Origin of the sequence: Streptomyces sp. GESEQ-4 (assembly GCF_017948455.1) — a bacterium.
Taxonomy (GTDB): domain Bacteria; phylum Actinomycetota; class Actinomycetes; order Streptomycetales; family Streptomycetaceae; genus Streptomyces.
On sequence record NZ_JAFFSU010000007.1, the window covers coordinates 216,512 to 234,304 of the forward strand.

At 68.5% G+C, this 17,793-nt stretch carries 16 protein-coding genes; 12 read left to right on the top strand and 4 right to left on the bottom strand.

What is annotated here, in order from left to right; all coding sequences use genetic code 11:
• The first annotated feature begins 12 nt into the window (after window positions 1–12).
• Window positions 13–1,593 carry an ABC transporter substrate-binding protein gene (locus tag KCH48_RS16540; protein ID WP_210574851.1) on the top strand — a complete coding sequence of 527 codons (1,581 nt, stop codon included), beginning with the start codon at window positions 13–15 and terminating at the stop codon, window positions 1,591–1,593.
• A 71-nt stretch (window positions 1,594–1,664) separates the two neighbouring features.
• Here the strand turns inward: KCH48_RS16540 and KCH48_RS16545 are convergent, their stop codons facing one another.
• Both KCH48_RS16545 and KCH48_RS16550 read right to left on the bottom strand, forming a co-directional pair.
• Window positions 1,665–2,336 (bottom strand): response regulator transcription factor, encoded by a 672-nt coding sequence (locus KCH48_RS16545; protein ID WP_210574852.1) that lies wholly within the window; start codon window positions 2,334–2,336, stop codon window positions 1,665–1,667.
• Window positions 2,337–2,458: 122 nt separating this feature from the next.
• Window positions 2,459–3,529: a RecB family exonuclease gene (locus KCH48_RS16550; protein ID WP_210574853.1), complete on the bottom strand. Its 1,071-nt coding sequence runs from the start codon at window positions 3,527–3,529 to the stop codon at window positions 2,459–2,461.
• 173 nt (window positions 3,530–3,702) lie between these two features.
• Between KCH48_RS16550 and KCH48_RS16555 the strand changes: the two genes are divergently transcribed.
• From KCH48_RS16555 to KCH48_RS16565, 3 genes are all read left to right on the top strand, one after another.
• Window positions 3,703–5,253: a site-2 protease family protein gene (locus tag KCH48_RS16555; protein WP_210574854.1), complete on the top strand. Its 1,551-nt coding sequence runs from the start codon at window positions 3,703–3,705 to the stop codon at window positions 5,251–5,253.
• 38 nt (window positions 5,254–5,291) lie between these two features.
• Window positions 5,292–6,194 carry a tRNA (adenine-N1)-methyltransferase gene (locus KCH48_RS16560; RefSeq protein ID WP_210574855.1) on the top strand — a complete coding sequence of 301 codons (903 nt, stop codon included), beginning with the start codon at window positions 5,292–5,294 and terminating at the stop codon, window positions 6,192–6,194.
• Window positions 6,195–6,440: 246 nt separating this feature from the next.
• Window positions 6,441–7,019 (top strand): hypothetical protein, encoded by a 579-nt coding sequence (locus KCH48_RS16565; RefSeq protein WP_210574856.1) that lies wholly within the window; start codon window positions 6,441–6,443, stop codon window positions 7,017–7,019.
• Window positions 7,020–7,072: 53 nt separating this feature from the next.
• Here KCH48_RS16565 and KCH48_RS16570 read toward each other — a convergent pair whose 3' ends face one another.
• Window positions 7,073–7,378, bottom strand: a complete 306-nt coding sequence (locus KCH48_RS16570; protein ID WP_210574857.1) for a ferredoxin — start codon at window positions 7,376–7,378, stop codon at window positions 7,073–7,075.
• Window positions 7,379–7,883: 505 nt separating this feature from the next.
• Between KCH48_RS16570 and arc the strand changes: the two genes are divergently transcribed.
• From arc to prcA, 6 genes are all read left to right on the top strand, one after another.
• Entirely contained in the window at window positions 7,884–9,650 is a 1,767-nt protein-coding gene (gene arc / locus KCH48_RS16575) for a proteasome ATPase (protein WP_210574858.1), read from the top strand.
• A gap of 234 nt (window positions 9,651–9,884) precedes the next feature.
• On the top strand, window positions 9,885–11,396 hold the full coding sequence (gene dop / locus KCH48_RS16580) for a depupylase/deamidase Dop (RefSeq protein WP_210574860.1): 1,512 nt from the start codon (window positions 9,885–9,887) through the stop codon (window positions 11,394–11,396).
• Between the two features lie 155 nt (window positions 11,397–11,551).
• Window positions 11,552–11,767: a ubiquitin-like protein Pup gene (locus KCH48_RS16585; protein WP_123544333.1), complete on the top strand. Its 216-nt coding sequence runs from the start codon at window positions 11,552–11,554 to the stop codon at window positions 11,765–11,767.
• A gap of 187 nt (window positions 11,768–11,954) precedes the next feature.
• Window positions 11,955–12,227 carry an endonuclease VII domain-containing protein gene (locus tag KCH48_RS42255; RefSeq protein WP_246885379.1) on the top strand — a complete coding sequence of 91 codons (273 nt, stop codon included), beginning with the start codon at window positions 11,955–11,957 and terminating at the stop codon, window positions 12,225–12,227.
• On the top strand, window positions 12,179–13,024 hold the full coding sequence (prcB, locus tag KCH48_RS16595) for a proteasome subunit beta (protein WP_210574862.1): 846 nt from the start codon (window positions 12,179–12,181) through the stop codon (window positions 13,022–13,024). The genes KCH48_RS42255 and prcB overlap by 49 nt, the downstream gene beginning before the upstream one ends.
• A gap of 59 nt (window positions 13,025–13,083) precedes the next feature.
• Complete coding sequence (gene prcA / locus KCH48_RS16600) at window positions 13,084–13,830, top strand: proteasome subunit alpha (RefSeq protein WP_210574864.1); 747 nt, start codon at window positions 13,084–13,086, stop codon at window positions 13,828–13,830.
• An 81-nt stretch (window positions 13,831–13,911) separates the two neighbouring features.
• On the opposite strand, the gene KCH48_RS16605 is transcribed toward prcA, so the two are convergent.
• Window positions 13,912–14,931, bottom strand: coding sequence for a LacI family DNA-binding transcriptional regulator (locus KCH48_RS16605; protein ID WP_210574866.1), 1,020 nt, complete (start codon window positions 14,929–14,931; stop codon window positions 13,912–13,914).
• A gap of 114 nt (window positions 14,932–15,045) precedes the next feature.
• On the opposite strand from KCH48_RS16605, the gene KCH48_RS16610 reads away from it, so the two are divergent.
• Window positions 15,046–16,299 (top strand): MFS transporter, encoded by a 1,254-nt coding sequence (locus KCH48_RS16610; RefSeq protein WP_210574868.1) that lies wholly within the window; start codon window positions 15,046–15,048, stop codon window positions 16,297–16,299.
• Window positions 16,300–16,308: 9 nt separating this feature from the next.
• Complete coding sequence (gene pafA, locus KCH48_RS16615; RefSeq protein WP_053192758.1) at window positions 16,309–17,670, top strand: Pup--protein ligase; 1,362 nt, start codon at window positions 16,309–16,311, stop codon at window positions 17,668–17,670.
• The last annotated feature ends 123 nt before the right edge of the window (window positions 17,671–17,793 follow it).

Genomic DNA, 17,793 nt, shown 5'->3' on the forward strand with positions numbered 1-17,793 from the left:
AGGCACCTGCACGTGAATATGCGTAACCAGTGGCCAGTCCTGCCGATCGTGGCGGGACTGGCCTCCGGACTGCTGACCGGATGCGGAACGGAAAACGGGGACTCGGGGAGCGAAGGCTCCTCCGTGGTCATGGGGATGTCCGACGACGTCCTGGCCACCGACCCCGCCTCCGGCTACGACCCCGGATCCTGGCTGTTGTTCAACAACGTCTTCCAGTCGCTGCTGAGCTTCCCCAAGGGAGCCACCGAACCGCAGCCGGAGGCCGCCGAGGAGTGTGCCTTCACGGACACCTCGACCAGGGTCTACCAGTGCACGCTGAAGGACGGCCTGAAGTTCAGCAACGGTGACGCGCTCACCTCCGAGGACGTGAAGTTCTCCTTCGACCGCATGCTGAAGATCAACGACGAGGCCGGCCCCGCGATCATGTTCCCCATGCTCGACAAGGTCGAGACGCCGGACGAGAAGACGGTCGTCTTCCGCCTCAACACCGCGGACGCCACCTTCCCCAGCAAGATCGCCTCCGGCGCCGGCTCCATCGTCGACCAGAAGTCGTACGAGGCGAGCGGCCTGCGCAAGGACGGCGAAGCGGTCGGCTCCGGCCCGTACAAGCTCGACTCCTTCAGCGAGGACGAGGCCGTCTTCTCGGTCAACGAGCACTACAAGGGCACCGCCGAGGTGCGGAACTCCGGAGTCACCCTCAAGTTCTTCCACGGCGACCAGACCGCGCTGAAGACGGCCCTGCTCGACAAGAAGGTCGACATCGCCTACCGAGGCCTCGCCGCGAGCGACATCGCCGACATCGAGAAGGCCGACCCCGGCTCGGGCGTCGAGATCGTCGACGGCAACAGCGCCGAGGTCCAGCACCTGGTCTTCAACATGGACGATCCGGTCACCTCAAAGCCCGGCGTCCGCAAGGCCATCGCCCACCTGCTCGACCGCGACGCCCTGATGGAGGACGTCTACAAGGGCACCGCGACCCCGCTGTACTCGATCATCCCGGCCGGTATCGCCGGCCACAACACGGCCTTCTTCGACACCTACGGCGCCAAGCCCGACAAGACCAAGGCAGCCGCCGCCCTCAGCGCCGACGGCATCACCGACAAGGTCAAGCTGACCCTCTGGTCGACCCCGTCCCGCTACGGCCCCGCCACCGACGACGAGCTCAAGGCGATCGCCGGCCAGCTCAACGCCAGCGGCCTGTTCGACGCCGACGTCAAGTCCGTGGCGTTCGACCAGTACGAGAAGGACATCGCCGACGGCAAGTACGGCGTGTACGTGAAGGGCTGGGTCCCGGACTATCCGGACGCCGACAACTTCACCGGCCCCTTCTTCGGCGAGGGCAACGTGCTGAGCAACAACTACACCAACAGCACGATCACCGGCACGCTCATCCCGCGCACCGCGTCCGAGAGCGACCGCGCGGCGACCGACTCCGACTACGGCCAGCTCCAGGACATCGTCGCCGAGGACGTGCCCGTGCTGCCGCTGTGGCAGGGCAAGCAGTACGCCGTCACCCGCGACAACGTCTACGGCCTCGAGTACTGCCTCGACGCCTCGACCGTGTTCCGGTTCTGGGAACTCACCAAGGACTGACCCGCATCGGCACGAACACCGAGGGCGCCCCTTCCGGCGAAGGGGCGCCCTCGGTGTCGTAGGACACCCGGCTACTGCGCTCCCGGGCGCACCAGCCCGCTCTCGTACGCGTACACCGCGGCCTGCACCCGGTCACGCAGCCCCAGCTTCGTCAGGACGTGCCCGACATGCGTCTTGACCGTGGTCTCGCTGACGAACAGGTCTGCCGCGATCTCCGCGTTCGACAGCCCGCGCGCCACCAGCTTCAGCACCTCCACCTCACGCTCGGTGAGCGTGTGCAGCGTGTCCGGCACGGGCTCCTCGCCGGACGGCAGATGCGTGGCGTACTTGTCGAGCAGCCGGCGCGTGATGCTCGGCGCGAGCATCGCCTCGCCCGCCGCGACCACCCGGATCGCCTGCACCAGCTCATTGGCCGGGGCGTCCTTCAGCAGAAACCCGCTGGCCCCCGCCTTCAGCGCCTCCACCACATACTCGTCGAGGTCGAAAGTGGTCAGCACCAGCACCTTCGCCGGTCCGTCCCGCCCCGGCCCGGTGATCTGCCGGGTCGCCTCCACACCGTCCATCCGCGGCATACGGATGTCCATCAGAACCACATCGGGCTGCAGGGCCCGCACCTGGTCGAGAGCCTGGAGGCCGTCTCCGGCCTCACCGACGACCGCGATGTCCTGCTCGGCCTCCAGAATCATCCGGAAGCCGGTACGCAGCAGCGGCTGGTCGTCGACCAGTAGGACGCGGATGGCCACGTAAGTCTCCTTCGCTAGTCCGGCCCCATTCTGCCCTGCGGGCCGGCGCCGGACTCGCCCGCCCCGACAGGCAGCGACCACGCTGCCCGCGACCTCCGGTCGGCGACCCGCACCCGCGGCGGCTACGCCCCCTGGGAAGCACCCTCCGGCCCGTCGGCCGAACCCTGCCCGGTCACCTTCACCTGCAAGGGATACGGCGGGGGAGTGCCGCCGAATTCCGGGCAGTGGGCCTGGTGGTCGCACCAGCCGCACAGCTTCGTCGGCCGCGGCCGCCAGTCACCCGTCTCCGTCGCCAGCCGGATCGCCTCCCACAGCGCCAGCAGCTTGCGCTCCACCCGCTCCAGATCGGCGAGGACCGGGTCGTACGTCAGCACATCACCGCTGCCGAGATAGACCAGCTGCAGCCGCCGCGGCACGACCTTCTTCAGCCGCCACACCACCAGCGCGTAGAACTTCATCTGGAACAGCGCACCCTCGGCGTACTCGGGCCGGGGCGCCTTGCCCGTCTTGTAGTCGACGATCCGCACCTCACCCGTCGGCGCCACATCCACCCGGTCGATGATCCCGCGCAGCCTGAGCCCCGAATCCAGCTCCGCCTCGACGAACAGCTCCCGCTCGGCCGGCTCCAGCCGCGTCGGATCCTCCAGCGTGAACCAGCGCTCCACCAACTGCTCCGCCTCACCCAGCCAGCGGGCCAGCCGCGCGCCCTCCGGATCGTCGGCGAACAGCTCCACCACCTCCGGCCGGCTCTCCCGCAGCCGCTCCCACTGCCCCGGCACCAGCGACTTCGCCCGCGGCGCCGTACGCTCCGCGGCCGGGGCGTCGAACAGCCGCTCCAGCACCGCGTGCACCAAGGTGCCCCGCGTCGCCGCCTCACTCGGCTTCTCGGGCAGCCGGTCGATCACCCGCAGCCGGTACAGCAGCGGGCACTGCATGAAGTCACTGGCGCGCGAAGGGGAGAGGGAGACCGGGGGCGTGGCCTCGCGGACGGGCGGGGAGGCGGCCGCCCCCGCGGGCGACCCGGCCGGCGGCACCGCGGGCTCGGCAGGCACGGAGAGGGGCGGCTCGGCGGGCGCGGTGCCGGGTGGCTCGGCCTGCGGTCGCGCATGCGGTATGGCCGCGACCGCCGCCTCGGCCGCCGCCGTCCTACCGCCGCTGTGGGCCTCCGCCGCGTCCTCGGTGCTCGTCTCCATGACCACAGACCCTACGGCCCACCACTGACAGTGACCCCGTCACGGTCGTGAACGCCGCGACGGCAGTGCGAACACAGGGGGTGCCGGGGCGAACGCGTCCCGACGGCCGCATACCATCGACCCGAGACCTTCCGCCCGGCAGGAGCGGGAGACGCTGCGAACGAGGGGACACCGTGGACGAGAGCGGCGGGAGCGGGCAGCCGCGGTCCGGCAACGAGGAGCCGACCGAGCGCCACCGGGGTCGTACGACCCCGGCCACGGACCCCGCACGCCCCGATCCGGCCGACGAACAGGCCACGGAGGCACGGCACTCGGACCCGACAACGCCCCCGGACAGCGCCGCCACCGACGACCAGGACAGCCGGTCCGCGGACGCGGCCCCCGGCGGCGACGCACAACCCGGAACCCCGCCCTCCAGCGGCGGCGACACGAAACTGGGAACCCCGCCCTCCAACGCCGAGCGCCCGCCCGCGAGCCCCGCGCACCACCCCGCGCACACCGCCCAGGACCACGCCGACCGACCCCTCGCGCACACCGACGCCGGCAAAGCCCCCCAGCCCCCGCGCCCCCGCGACCCCAGAGGCGGGCTGCTGATGGGACGCCCCTTCGGTGTCCCCGTCTACGTCGCGCCCAGCTGGTTCCTCGTCGCCGCACTGATCACCTGGGTGTTCGGCGGCCAGCTCGACCGCGTACTCCCCGAACTCGGCGCCGCCCGCTACCTCGTCTCCCTCTTCTTCGCCGTCGCCTTCTACGCCTCCGTACTCGTCCACGAACTCGCCCACACCGTCGCCGCCCTCCGCTTCAAACTCCCGGTCCGCCGCATCCAGCTCCAGTTCTTCGGCGGCGTCTCCGAGATCGAGAAGGAAGCCGAGACCCCCGGCCGCGAATTCATCCTCGCCTTCGTCGGCCCGCTGCTCTCCCTCGTCCTCGCGGGCCTCTTCTACCTGGCCCTGCAACCCGTCGAGCCCGGCACCGTCCCCGGCGTCCTGCTGGCCGGCCTGATGATCTCCAACCTCATCGTCGCCGCCTTCAACCTGCTCCCCGGCCTGCCCCTCGACGGCGGCCGCATGCTCCGCGCCGTCATCTGGAAGATCACCGGCAAACCCATGAGCGGCACCATCGCCGCCGCCTGGGTCGGCCGCGCCCTCGCCGTCTCCGTCCTGATCGGCCTGCCCCTGCTCACCCAGTCAGGTGCACTCGGCCGCGACGCCGTGGACAACGTCGGCATGGACACCGTCATGGACGCCCTGCTCGCCGCGATCCTCGCCGCGATCATCTGGACCGGCGCCGGCAACAGCCTCCGCATGGCCCGCCTGCGCGAACACCTCCCCGAGCTGCGCGCCCGCAACCTCACCCGCCGCGCCGTCCCCGTCGAGACGGACACCCCCCTCTCCGAGGCCCTGCGCCGCGCCAACGAGGCCGGAGCCCGCGCCCTCGTCGTCGTCGACCCCGATGGCCAGCCACTCTCCCTCGTCCGCGAGGCCGCCATCGTCGGCGTCCCCGAACACCGCCGCCCCTGGGTCGCCGTCAGCGGCCTCGCCCAGGACCTCACCGACGGCATGCGCGTCTCCGCCGAACTGTCCGGCGAAGACCTCCTGGACGCCCTGCGCGCCACCCCCGCCACCGAATACCTCGTCGTCGAGGACACCGGCGAAATCTACGGCGTCCTGTCCGCCGCCGACGTGGAACGCGCCTTCGTGAAGGCGATGGCACGGCCCTCCTAGTGGTCGGCGCCGCAGATAAACGCCGGTAGGCTGGTCACATGTCCGAACCGACCGGTGCCGCCCGCCGACGCGGGCCCTTCAAGGTCGGGGACCAGGTACAGCTGACCGATCCCAAGGGCCGTCACTACACGTTCACGCTCGAAGCCGGGAAGAACTTCCACACCCACAAGGGTTCCTTCCCGCACGACGAACTGATCGGTGCACCCGAAGGCAGCGTCGTCCGCACCACCGGGAACGTCGCCTACCTCGCGCTGCGCCCCCTGCTCCCCGACTACGTCCTGTCCATGCCCCGCGGCGCCGCCGTGGTCTACCCCAAGGACGCGGGGCAGATCCTGTCCTTCGCCGACATCTTCCCCGGCGCACGCGTCGTGGAAGCGGGCGTGGGCTCCGGCTCCCTCAGCAGCTTCCTGCTGCGCGCCATCGGCGACCAGGGCATGCTGCACAGCTACGAACGCCGCGAGGACTTCGCCGACATCGCCCGGCAGAACGTGGAGCGCTACTTCGGCGGCCCCCACCCCGCCTGGCAGCTCACCGTCGGCGACCTCCAGGACAACCTCAGCGACGCCGACGTCGACCGCGTCATCCTCGACATGCTCGCCCCCTGGGAATGCCTGGAAGCCGTCTCCAAGGCCCTCGTCCCCGGCGGCATCCTCTGCTGCTACGTCGCCACCACCACCCAGCTCGCCCGGACCGTCGAGTCCATCCGCGAGATCGGCTGCTTCAACGAGCCGACATCCTGGGAGTCGATGATCCGCAACTGGCACGTCGAAGGCCTCGCCGTCCGCCCCGACCACCGCATGATCGGCCACACCGGCTTCCTGCTCACCGCCCGCCGCCTCGCCGACGGAGTCGAACCTCCCATGCGCCGCCGCCGCCCCGCCAAGGGCGCCTACGGCGAGGACTACACCGGCCCCAACGCCGACGGAGGCACCGCGCGCTAAGCGCTCCGCCTCAGGGCGGCCCTGTGCCGCAATCAACGTACGAACAACGTGGCCGAGTTCCCGGGAACACTCCGGAACTCGGCCACGACGCCTTTGCGTTGACACCGGGACAGGACGCGACGGCCAAGAGCACAACCAGCGGCAAACGGCACAACATCCGCCCACCCCCGCCGTTCCCCCGCACTGTGACGTGTGGCACCATGCTGGCCACCCCCACCGGCACAGCCCTCACAGGAGACACTCCTAGTGCAGCAATCCGCCGTTCCGGAACTCGCGCACACGCACACCCGCCCGATCCACTGGCTCGCCACCGCGACCGCCCTCGCTGGCGTCGTCGCCCTTTCCTCGATCCTCCAGCCCGACGCGGCCACCGCCGCCCAGGCCGCCGGCCCGGACTCCAAGACCGGCCGGGCGACCGCCCCCGCGCCCAACCCCGCCCACGCCGACTTCCCGATCGAATGCGGCCCCGTGAAAGCCGTCGTGGTGAAGAAGGCCTCCGGGGACCTCGACGGCGACGGCAACCCCGAAACCGTCGCCGTCGTGCACTGCGACGCCCCCATGGGCACCCCGCCCGACGGCCTGTACGTCCTCACCACCGACGCCGACACCGGCAAGGCGCGCGTCGTGGCCACGCTCGTCGACCCCAAGGACCGCACCATCGTCAGCGGCATCGCCCTACAGGACGGCACCGTCCTCGGCACCCTGCTCGGCTACTCGTCGTCCGACGTGCCCCGTTGCTGCCCCGACGTCAAGGACAGCGCGAAATGGCAGTGGAAGAACGGGACGTTCGAGCGCTCCAAGCCCTCCGAAGCCCGCAGCGTCTGAAACCCGCGCGGCCCCGGGACATCAGGCGCGGGTGACGCAACGCACCCGCGCCGTCACTCCACGTCGGGACCGAAGACCTCCACCCGGTCCGTCACCCGACGCACATGGATGCACTCACCCGGACACTCCCGCGCCGAGTCGACCACATCCGTGAGAAGCGGCAGCGGTACGGGTGTTGTGGCGCCCTTGGCCTGCAGCAGCTCGTCGCCCGAGCCCTTCACATAGGCCAGACCGTCGATGTCCAGCTCGAACACCTCAGGCGCATACTGGACGCAGATGCCGTCGCCGGTACAGAGATCCTGATCGATCCAGACCTCCAGAGCCTCACCGTCGACCCCGGCCTCCTGCTGCACGCTCATCGCTCCCGCCGTCTCCTGCGCCCGGTGTTGGACCCTCCCGACCCTACCTCCGCCCGAAGAGCGACCACGGTCGAGACGAAGTCCAGCACCGCTCGACAGCCGCCCCAGACCCCCGATCTCTCAGGGCGAACACGATCTTCCCGAGCCGCCTTCCATGTGACTCCAGCCACCCCTCACCGCCACGCTGAGTCAACGCCCGCGACGCCGCTCCCAACGCCCATCCAGACCCTCCGCGACCACCGCAGCGCCCCACCGCCCAAGCGCCGCAAGCCCTCCGACGACCGACGACACCGGCAACTCGCGCCCAGCGCGAAGGATTTTGACCACTCCACACTTGGAACAGGCCGCTTCTGAATCGCGTTGATTGGGTATCCACACGGCGTGAGGGAGAGCGCTGGGTGACCGACGACACACCTTGACAGTCTTTGTGATCTAGGGGTTTCAATCGACACCCACCCAGGTAGGGTCTGGAAGCGTCCAGCTCCCCTTGGAGGAGGTGAGGACCGTGGCAGCCCACGACGACGACATGAACCGCGGCATCCGCCCGGGACGAGGGTCCGACGACCCGGCCGGGCAGATTGCCTACCTTGAGCAGGAGATCGCCGTCCTGCGACGCAAGCTCGCCGACTCTCCGCGGCACACGAGGATTCTCGAAGAGCGGATCGTCGAGCTGCAGACCAACCTGGCCGGAGTGTCCGCCCAGAACGAGCGACTCGCCAACACGCTCCGTGAGGCCCGCGACCAGATCGTGGCCCTCAAGGAGGAAGTCGACCGGCTCGCACAGCCGCCGGCCGGCTTCGGAGTCTTCCTCACGGCGAACGAGGACGGCACCGCCGACATCTTCACCGGCGGCCGCAAACTCCGCGTGAACGTCAGCCCGAGCGTCGAACTCGACGAACTCCGGCGCGGCCAGGAAGTAATGCTCAACGAAGCGCTCAACGTGGTCGAAGCCATGACGTACGAGCGCGTCGGGGACATCGTCACCCTCAAGGAAATCCTTGAGGACGGCGAACGCGCCCTGGTACTCGGGCACACCGACGAGGAACGAGTGGTACGGCTCGCCGAGCCACTGCTGGACGTCAACATCCGGCCCGGCGACGCCCTGCTCCTCGAACCCCGTTCCGGCTACGTCTACGAAATCGTTCCGAAGAGCGAGGTCGAGGAACTCGTCCTCGAAGAGGTTCCCGACATCGGCTACGAGCAGATCGGCGGTCTGGGCGGCCAGATCGAGATGATCCGCGACGCCGTCGAGCTCCCGTACCTCCACCCCGACCTCTTCAAGGAGCACGAACTGCGGCCGCCCAAGGGCGTCCTGCTGTACGGGCCCCCCGGATGCGGCAAGACACTCATCGCCAAGGCCGTCGCCAACTCGCTGGCCAAAAAGGTCGCCGAAGTCACCGGCCAGGCCACCGGCAAGAGCTTCTTCCTCAACATCAAGGGCCCCGAGCTCCTCAACAAGTACGTCGGCGAGACCGAACGGCAGATCCGCCTGGTCTTCCAGCGTGCCCGTGAAAAGGCCAGCGAGGGCACGCCCGTCATCGTCTTCTTCGACGAGATGGAATCCCTCTTCCGCACCCGCGGCTCCGGTGTCAGCTCGGACGTGGAGAACACCATCGTCCCCCAGCTGCTCGCCGAGATCGACGGCGTGGAAGGCCTGCAGAACGTCGTGGTCATCGGCGCCTCCAACCGCGAGGACATGATCGACCCCGCCATCCTGCGCCCCGGCCGCCTCGATGTGAAAATCAAGATCGAGCGCCCGGATGCCGAAGCCGCCAAGGACATCTTCGCCAAGTACCTCACCGAACGCCTCCCGCTGCACCCCGAGGACGTCGGCGAGCACGGCGGCGACAAGTCCTCCACGGTCCAGGGCATGATCCAGACCGCGGTCGAGCAGATGTACGCCGAAACCGAGGAAAACCGCTTCCTCGAGGTCACCTACGCCAACGGAGACAAGGAAGTCCTCTACTTCAAGGACTTCAACTCCGGCGCCATGATCGAAAACATCGTCGGACGCGCCAAGAAGATGGCGATCAAGGACTTCCTCGAGCACAAGCAGAAGGGCCTCCGCGTAGCCCACCTCCTCCAGGCCTGCGTGGACGAGTTCAAGGAGAACGAAGACCTGCCCAACACCACCAACCCGGACGACTGGGCCCGAATCTCCGGAAAGAAGGGCGAACGGATCGTCTACATCCGTACCCTCATCACCGGAAAGCAGGGCGCCGACACCGGACGCTCCATCGACACGGTGGCGAACACCGGTCAGTACCTGTAAAAGACAGGGCGGCTGCGGGTGCCCTCACCGGGTACCCGCAGCCGACTGCTTTTCAGGCCACGGCTGGAGCAAGGCAATGACGCAAATGATCTCCCCACCAGCGCAAAGGCGTTCTAGGCTCTTCGGTACCGCCGAGTCGCGCAGTGCGGGGACGGGCACCGCACACGCACCGGAGCGCCAGCGGTACTTGAGCAGCGTCCCCGACCGAGGACGCCGCCGGGCAAGGAGGGCCGCATGACCGTACGGCGAGTAATGGGCATCGAGACGGAGTACGGGATCTCCGTCCCCGGCCACCCCAACGCCAATGCCATGCTCACCTCGTCCCAGATCGTCAACGCCTACGCGGCGGCGATGCACCGGGCCCGGCGGGCCCGATGGGACTTCGAAGAGGAGAACCCGCTGCGGGACGCGCGAGGCTTCGACCTCGCCCGCGAGTCCGCCGACGCCAGCCAGCTCACCGACGAGGACATCGGCCTGGCCAACGTCATCCTCACCAACGGCGCACGCCTCTACGTCGACCACGCACACCCCGAATACAGCTCCCCCGAGGTCACCAACCCCTGGGACGCCGTGCTCTGGGACAAGGCCGGCGAACGCATCATGGCCGAAGCCGCCGAACGAGCCGCCCAGCTCCCCGGCGCCCAGCCCATCCACCTGTACAAGAACAACACCGACAACAAAGGCGCGTCCTACGGCACCCACGAGAACTACCTGATGAAGCGGGAAACCCCCTTCTCGGACATCGTGCGCCACCTCACGCCCTTCTTCGTCTCCCGACAGGTCTTCGCCGGAGCGGGCCGCGTCGGCATCGGCCAGGACGGACACGAACACGGCTTCCAGCTCAGCCAGCGCGCGGACTACTTCGAAGTCGAGGTAGGCCTCGAAACCACGCTCAAGCGCCCCATCATCAACACCCGCGACGAACCCCACGCGGACGCGGAGAAATACCGCCGACTCCACGTGATCATCGGCGACGCGAACCTCGCCGAGATCTCCACCTACCTGAAACTCGGCACGACGTCCCTGGTGCTGTCGATGATCGAGGACGGCTTCATCGCGGTCGACCTCGCCGTCGACCAGCCCGTCCGCACCCTCCACCAGGTCTCCCACGACCCCACCCTCAAGCGCCTGGTCACCCTCCGCAGCGGCCGCACACTCACCGCGGTCCAGCTGCAAATGGAGTACTACGAGCTCTCCCGCAAATACGTGGAGGAGCGCTACGGCGCCGACGCCGACGACCAGACCAAGGACGTCCTCGCCCGCTGGGAAGACACCCTCAACCGGCTCGAGAACGACCCCATGAGCCTCGCCGGCGAACTCGACTGGGTCGCCAAACGAGAACTCATGGAGGGCTACCGACGCCGGGACGACCTGGACTGGGACGCGGCGAGGCTGCATTTGGTCGACCTCCAGTACGCCGACGTACGAGAGGAGAAGGGCCTCTACAACCGCCTCGTCGCCCGTGGCCGCATGAAGCGTCTCCTGGACGAGCCGGACATCGAGCGGGCCCGCACCAAGCCGCCGGAGGACACGCGGGCGTACTTCCGCGGCCGGTGCCTGGAGCAGTACGCGGACGACGTCGCCGCGGCCTCCTGGGACTCCGTGATCTTCGACCTTCCCGGGCGGGACTCGTTGCAACGCGTCCCAACCCTGGAACCACTTCGCGGAACGCGTAATCACGTCAAGGAACTCCTGGACCGTTGCCGCACGGCAGAAGACCTGGTCAGGGTCCTCTCCGGCGGCTGAACGAACACCCGGGCAGAAACGGCCCGGCAGGGTGGAAACCCCGGCGTCCGGGAATCATCGAGGTGGTCCCCGGACGTTGAGGAAACTGCGGGGCCGATGTCGGACCCTGCTTGTAGGGTCTGATCAAGAACGTCGAACCGAGCGGGGTGAGGGTTATGGCGACCAAGGACACCGGCGGCGGCCAGCAGAAGGCGACGCGCTCCACCGAGGAGGTCGAGGAGGCGCCCGAGGCGCAGGCATCCGAAGACCTCAAGGAGCGCCAGGAGAAGCTGAGCGACGACGTGGACTCCGTCCTGGACGAAATCGATGATGTGCTCGAAGAGAATGCAGAGGACTTCGTGCGCTCATTCGTCCAGAAGGGCGGCGAGTAGCCTTCGAATCGAAGGTTTCGGCGGTGCTCGGCTTGCGAAGCGAAGAAGCTGTGAAGCGCTGCGTGCGGTGCGGTGAGTACAGGCCGCGCGCAGCCTTCGCTCGCAAGCGGTCAAACCTTGATGGCTTGCAGCGCCACTGCCGGGACTGTGTAACCCGCTGTCGCTGCCCACTGGGCACAAGCATCTGTTGCGCAAGTACGGCCTGACGGAGGTCGAGCGTAACGAGCTGATCGCCTCCCAAGGAGGGGTCTGCTGTGTATGCCTTTCTGCTCCTGCTGCGCATGTGGATCACTGCCATAAGACGGGTAGGGTCCGAGGCGTACTGTGCTTCAACTGCAATTCCGGCCTCGGCCTGTTGAGGGACGATCCCGAAGCGATGTACCGAGCTGCCGACTACCTGGAAGGAAACGCGTGGAAGCCAACACTCGTAGCACCGGGCGTCTACCGGCTGCCTTCCTGACGCCTGGGTCGTCGTCCTTCATGGACTTCTTGTCCGAGCATCAGCCGGACATCCTGCCCGGTAACCGGCAACTGCCGCCCACGCAGGGCGTGATCGAGGCGCCGCACGGCACGACGATCGTGGCGGCCACGTTCCCCGGGGGCGTCGTGCTGGCCGGTGACCGTCGGGCCACGATGGGTAACGTCATCGCGCAGCGGGACATCGAGAAGGTGTTCCCGGCGGATGAGTACTCGGCCGTCGGGATTGCCGGCACGGCGGGCCTCGCCGTCGAGATGGTGAAGCTGTTCCAGCTGGAGCTGGAGCACTTCGAGAAGGTCGAGGGCGCGCAGCTCTCGCTGGAGGGCAAGGCGAACCGCCTGTCGACCATGATCCGGTCGAACCTCGGTATGGCCATGCAGGGGCTGGCTGTGGTGCCGCTCTTCGCTGGTTACGACGTGGATCGCGGCAAGGGGCGGATCTTCTCGTACGACGTCACTGGCGGCCGTTCCGAGGAGCACGGCTTCGCTGCCACCGGTTCGGGTTCGATCTTTGCGCGTGGTGCCATGAAGAAGCTCTTCCGGAGCGATCTGGCCGAGGACGAGGCCACGACTCTTGTGGTGCAGGCCCTGTACGACGCGGCAGACGACGACTCGGCGACCGGTGGTCCGGATGTAGCGCGCCGGATCTACCCGATCGTCACTGTGATCACCGAGGACGGTTTCCGTCGGCTGACGGAGGAGGAGTCCTCCGAGATCGCCCGCTCGATTCTGGAGCGGCGTCTGGAGCAGCCGGACGGCCCGCGGGCCGCGCTGCTGTAGGCGGCGGGCTCTTGTTGCAAGGTGGTCCAGTGACTTCGACAGAAAGGGATGGGTAGCCGGTGTCGACGCCGTTCTATGTCTCACCTCAGCAGGCGATGACCGACCGTGCGGAGTTCGCCCGGAAGGGCATCGCGCGTGGCCGCAGCCTGGTCGTGTTGCAGTATGCCGATGGCATCGTGTTCATCGGGGAGAATCCGTCCCGAGCGCTGCACAAGTTCAGCGAGATCTATGACCGGATCGGGTTTGCGGCGGCCGGTAAGTACAACGAGTACGAGAACCTCAGGATCGGTGGCGTGCGCTATGCCGACCTGCGTGGTTACACCTATGACCGTGATGACGTGACCGCTCGTGGCCTGGCCAATGTGTACGCACAGACGCTGGGCACGATCTTCTCGAGTGCGGCCGAGAAGCCGTACGAGGTGGAGCTGGTCGTCGCCGAGGTGGGGGAGACGCCGGAGGGCGATCAGATTTACCGGTTGCCGCATGACGGGTCGATCGTCGACGAGCATGGTTCGGTCGCGGTCGGTGGCAATGCGGAGCAGATCAGTAGTTATCTCGATCAGCGTCACCAGGACGGTATGTCTCTGGCGGGGGCGCTGAAGCTGGCCGTGCAGGCGCTGTCCCGGGACACCAACGGTACGCAGCGGGAGATTCCGGCGGAGCGGCTGGAGGTCGCGGTGCTGGACCGTACGCGTCCGCAGGCGCGGAAGTTCAGGCGGATCACGGGTCCGCAGCTGGGCCGGCTGCTGGAGGCGGACGGTGCGGAGACCGCGGCGGAGGCCGAGAGTTCCGAGGACGAGGAGTAGGTCCGCCCATGTAGGCCCGCTGCTCGCTGTGCCTTGCCTTGTGTGCCCCGGCCGCTGTCGTGCGGACGGGGCACAGGCGTGTCAGGGGGCGCTGGGCGGCGCTGTGGAGCCTCGTACGACGAGTTCGACGGGGATGTCGCCCGCGTCCGGTGTGCGGCCGTCCAGGACCGCCAGCAGCGCTTGCATGCCGCGTTCGCCGAACAGCTCGGCGTCCAGGCGTACGGTCGTCAGCTCGGGGTCGATGGCGGTGGCGAGGGCGAGGTCGTCGAGGCCGGTGACGGAGATGTCGTCGGGGATGCGCAGGCCCAGGCGGCGTACGGCCTTGTAGGCGCCGGCGGCGAGTTTGTCGTCGTCGCAGACCAGTGCGGTGGGCCGGGGGGCGCCGGGGGCGGAGAGCGCGGTTTCGGCGGCGATGCGGGCGTCTTCGATGGAGATGGGCGCGTGGGTCGTGCGTACGGAGGTGCCGGGGACCTCGCCGACTCGTGCGGCCAGTTCTCGTTCGCGTACTTCGAAGGTCCAGGAGGGGATGTCCGCCGCGAGGTGGAGGAAGTGGCGGTGGCCGAGGCCGAGGAGGTGTTCGGCGACTTGGCGGACGCCGTCGGTGATGTCGAGGTTGACGGTGGCGGCGCCGCGGCTGCCGTTCGGGTCGCTGTCGAGCATGACGAGGGGGAGTTGGTCGCCGCGGATGGCGGTGAGGGCGTCGGCGGCCATGGAGGAGGCGATGACGCCGTCGAGGGCGGCCTGGGCGGAGGCGAAGGGGTCGCGGGCCGGGCCGATGCCTTCGGGGGAGGGGTAGAGGACGACGCCGAAGCCGTGTTCGGCGGCGATGCGGGCCGCTCCGGTGTAGACGCCGGCGAAGAACTCGGTCGTCAGTGCGGGGACCACGAGCAGGACGGTGCGGGTGTGGCCGAGGCGGAGGTTGCGGGCGGCGAGGTTGGGGCGGTAGCCGAGGTCGCGTGCGGCTTGTCGTACGCGTTCGGCGGTGGTTTCCGAGACCCGGCCGCGCCATTTGTCGCCGAGGACGAGGGAGACGGCGGCCTGGGAGACTCCGGCGGCCTGGGCGACGTCGCGGCTGGTTGGGCGGGTGCTGCCTTGTGCCACCGTGCGACCTGCTCTTTCGTCTGGACGGGTGGACAGCGCACATGGTACGTATGACTGGGCACGTTATACGTAAAACTTCAGTGGGGTCGGCGAGCGGAAGGGCGGGACAAGGCCGTGGGATACCTGGAGATCCTCAGGGCGAGGCACGCCACCCGGCTGCTGGTCGGCACGCTCGTGGGCCGGCTGCCGAACGCGACCGGCGCGATCGCGATCGTGCTGTTCGTGCGGGCGGAGGGCGGCACGTACAGCCTCGCGGGGGCGCTGGCGGCCGTGTACGGGGTCGCGAACGCGGTGGGGCAGCCGGTGCTGGGACGGCTGGTGGACCTTTACGGGCAGCCGCGTATACAGCTGCCGGCCGCGGTGCTGTCGGCGCTGGCGATGGCGGTGTTCGCCTTCGCGGGCACCGGCCCGTTGCCGCTCGCCTGCGCGGCCGTGGCGGCTGCCGGGCTCTTCACGCCGCCTCTGGAGGGCGGTCTGCGGGCGCTGTGGCCGAGCGTGCTCCGTAAGGAGGGCCAGGTGCACACGGCGTACGCGATGGACGCGGTCGCGCAGGAAGTCATGTTCACCGTGGGGCCGTTGCTGGTGACCGTGTGTGTGTCGCTGTGGTCGGCGCAGACCGCGCTGCTGGTGCTGAACGTCATCGGGGTCCTCGGCGCGCTGTCCGTGGTCGTGTCGCCCCCATCGCGCGCGTGGCGTTCGGCGCCGCGTGAGGCGCACTGGCTGGGTGCGTTGCGTTCGCCGGGGCTGCTGGCGCTGCTGGGGGCGTTTCTGTTCGTCGGTATCGCGCTGGGTTCCATCACGGTGGCGGGGGTGTCGTACGCGGACGACAACGGCGGTGACGCGGTGTACGGCTGGCTGATGGCGGGGCTGGGGCTGGGTGCGCTGGTCGGCGGCACCGTGTACGGGGCACGGCAGTGGACCGGTGAGCCGGCGCGGCGACTGTGTGGGCTGGTGGCTCTTCTCGCGGTGTGTTATCTGCCGCTGATGCTCATGCCGGGCGCGGTCGCCATGACGTTGCTCAGTGTGCTGTCCGGGGTGTTCCTCGCGCCGTGCATCGCGTGTGCGTTCGTGCTCGTGGACCGGCATGCGCCGAGGGGGACGGTCACGGAGGCGTTCTCGTGGCTGGTGACGACGTTCACGGTCGGGGCGTCGGTCGGAACGGGCCTCACGGGTCCGGTCATCGAGGGCGGCGGGGCGCTGTGGGGCTTCGCCGTGCCAGGCGCCGCGGGCGGGGTGTCGCTGCTGGTTGTGCTGGTCACCCTGCGGGTGCTGGCGGCGCCCGGAGGGCGGGCCGTGGTGGCGGCCGCATCGGAAAATGATCGCAACCGTGCGGTCGAACCCCGTTTCAGCTCAGGGGATCGGGCGTAATGTTCACTCATGGACCGCCGCATTTTCGGGCTGGAGAACGAGTACGGCGTCACGTGTACGTTCAGGGGACAGCGACGCCTGTCTCCCGACGAGGTGGCGCGGTACCTCTTCCGCCGTGTCGTGTCATGGGGCCGCAGCAGCAATGTCTTTCTGCGAAACGGCGCCCGCCTCTATCTCGACGTGGGCTCACATCCGGAATACGCGACACCCGAGTGTGACAACGTGACCGAGCTGGTCACCCACGACAAGGCCGGCGAGCGCATTCTCGAAGGACTCCTGGTGGACGCCGAACGACGCCTGCACGAGGAAGGAATCGCGGGCGACGTCTACCTCTTCAAGAACAACACCGACTCGGCAGGCAACTCCTACGGCTGCCACGAGAACTATCTGGTGGCGCGGCACGGGGAGTTCTCCCGGCTCGCGGACATTCTGATTCCGTTCCTTGTCACCCGCCAGCTGCTGTGCGGTGCGGGCAAGGTGTTGCAGACCCCGCGTGGCGCCGTGTACTGCGTCAGCCAGCGGGCCGAGCACATCTGGGAGGGCGTGTCCTCGGCGACGACGCGTTCCCGGCCCATCATCAACACCCGCGACGAACCGCACGCGGACGCCGAGCGCTACCGCCGCCTGCATGTCATCGTGGGCGACTCGAACATGTCCGAGACGACCATGCTGCTGAAGGTCGGCGCGACCGACCTGGTGCTGCGCATGATCGAGGCGGGCACGGTGATGCGGGACCTGACCCTGGAGAACCCGATCCGGGCGATCCGCGAGGTCAGCCATGACATCACGGGCCGGCGCAAGGTGCGTCTGGCCAGCGGGCGCGAGGCCTCGGCGCTGGAAGTGCAGCGTGAGTACTACGAGAAGGCCGTGGACTTCTGCGAGCGCCGCGGGATCCGTACCGGCACCGTGGAGCAGGTCCTGGAGCTGTGGGGCCGCACCCTGGACTCGATCGAGGCCGAGGACCTCGACCGGATCGGCACCGAGATCGACTGGGTGATGAAGTACAAGCTCATCGAGCGGTACCGCGCCAAGCACAACATGACCATGTCGCATCCGCGCGTGGCGCAGATAGACCTCGCCTACCACGACATCCATCGCAGGCGAGGTCTTTACTACCTGCTGGAGAAAAAGGGGCAAGCCGCCCGGATCTGCAACGACTTGAAGATCTTCGAGGGCAAGTCGGTTCCGCCGCAGACCACTCGGGCCCGGCTGCGCGGTGACTTCATCCGCAGGGCTCAGGAACAGCGCCGTGACTTCACGGTCGACTGGGTGCACCTGAAGCTCAACGACCAGGCACAGCGCACCGTGTTGTGCAAGGACCCGTTCCGTTCCGTGGACGACCGGGTGGAGAAGCTCATCGCCGGAATGTGAGCATCGCGGTTCGGCTTGATCGCCGGAACGCAACGCGGGCGCCGTACGTTTTCCGTACGGCGCCCTTCTCACGCCGTAGAGTTGCGCGCACGCCATCAACAAGATCGACCGATTACGAGGCCC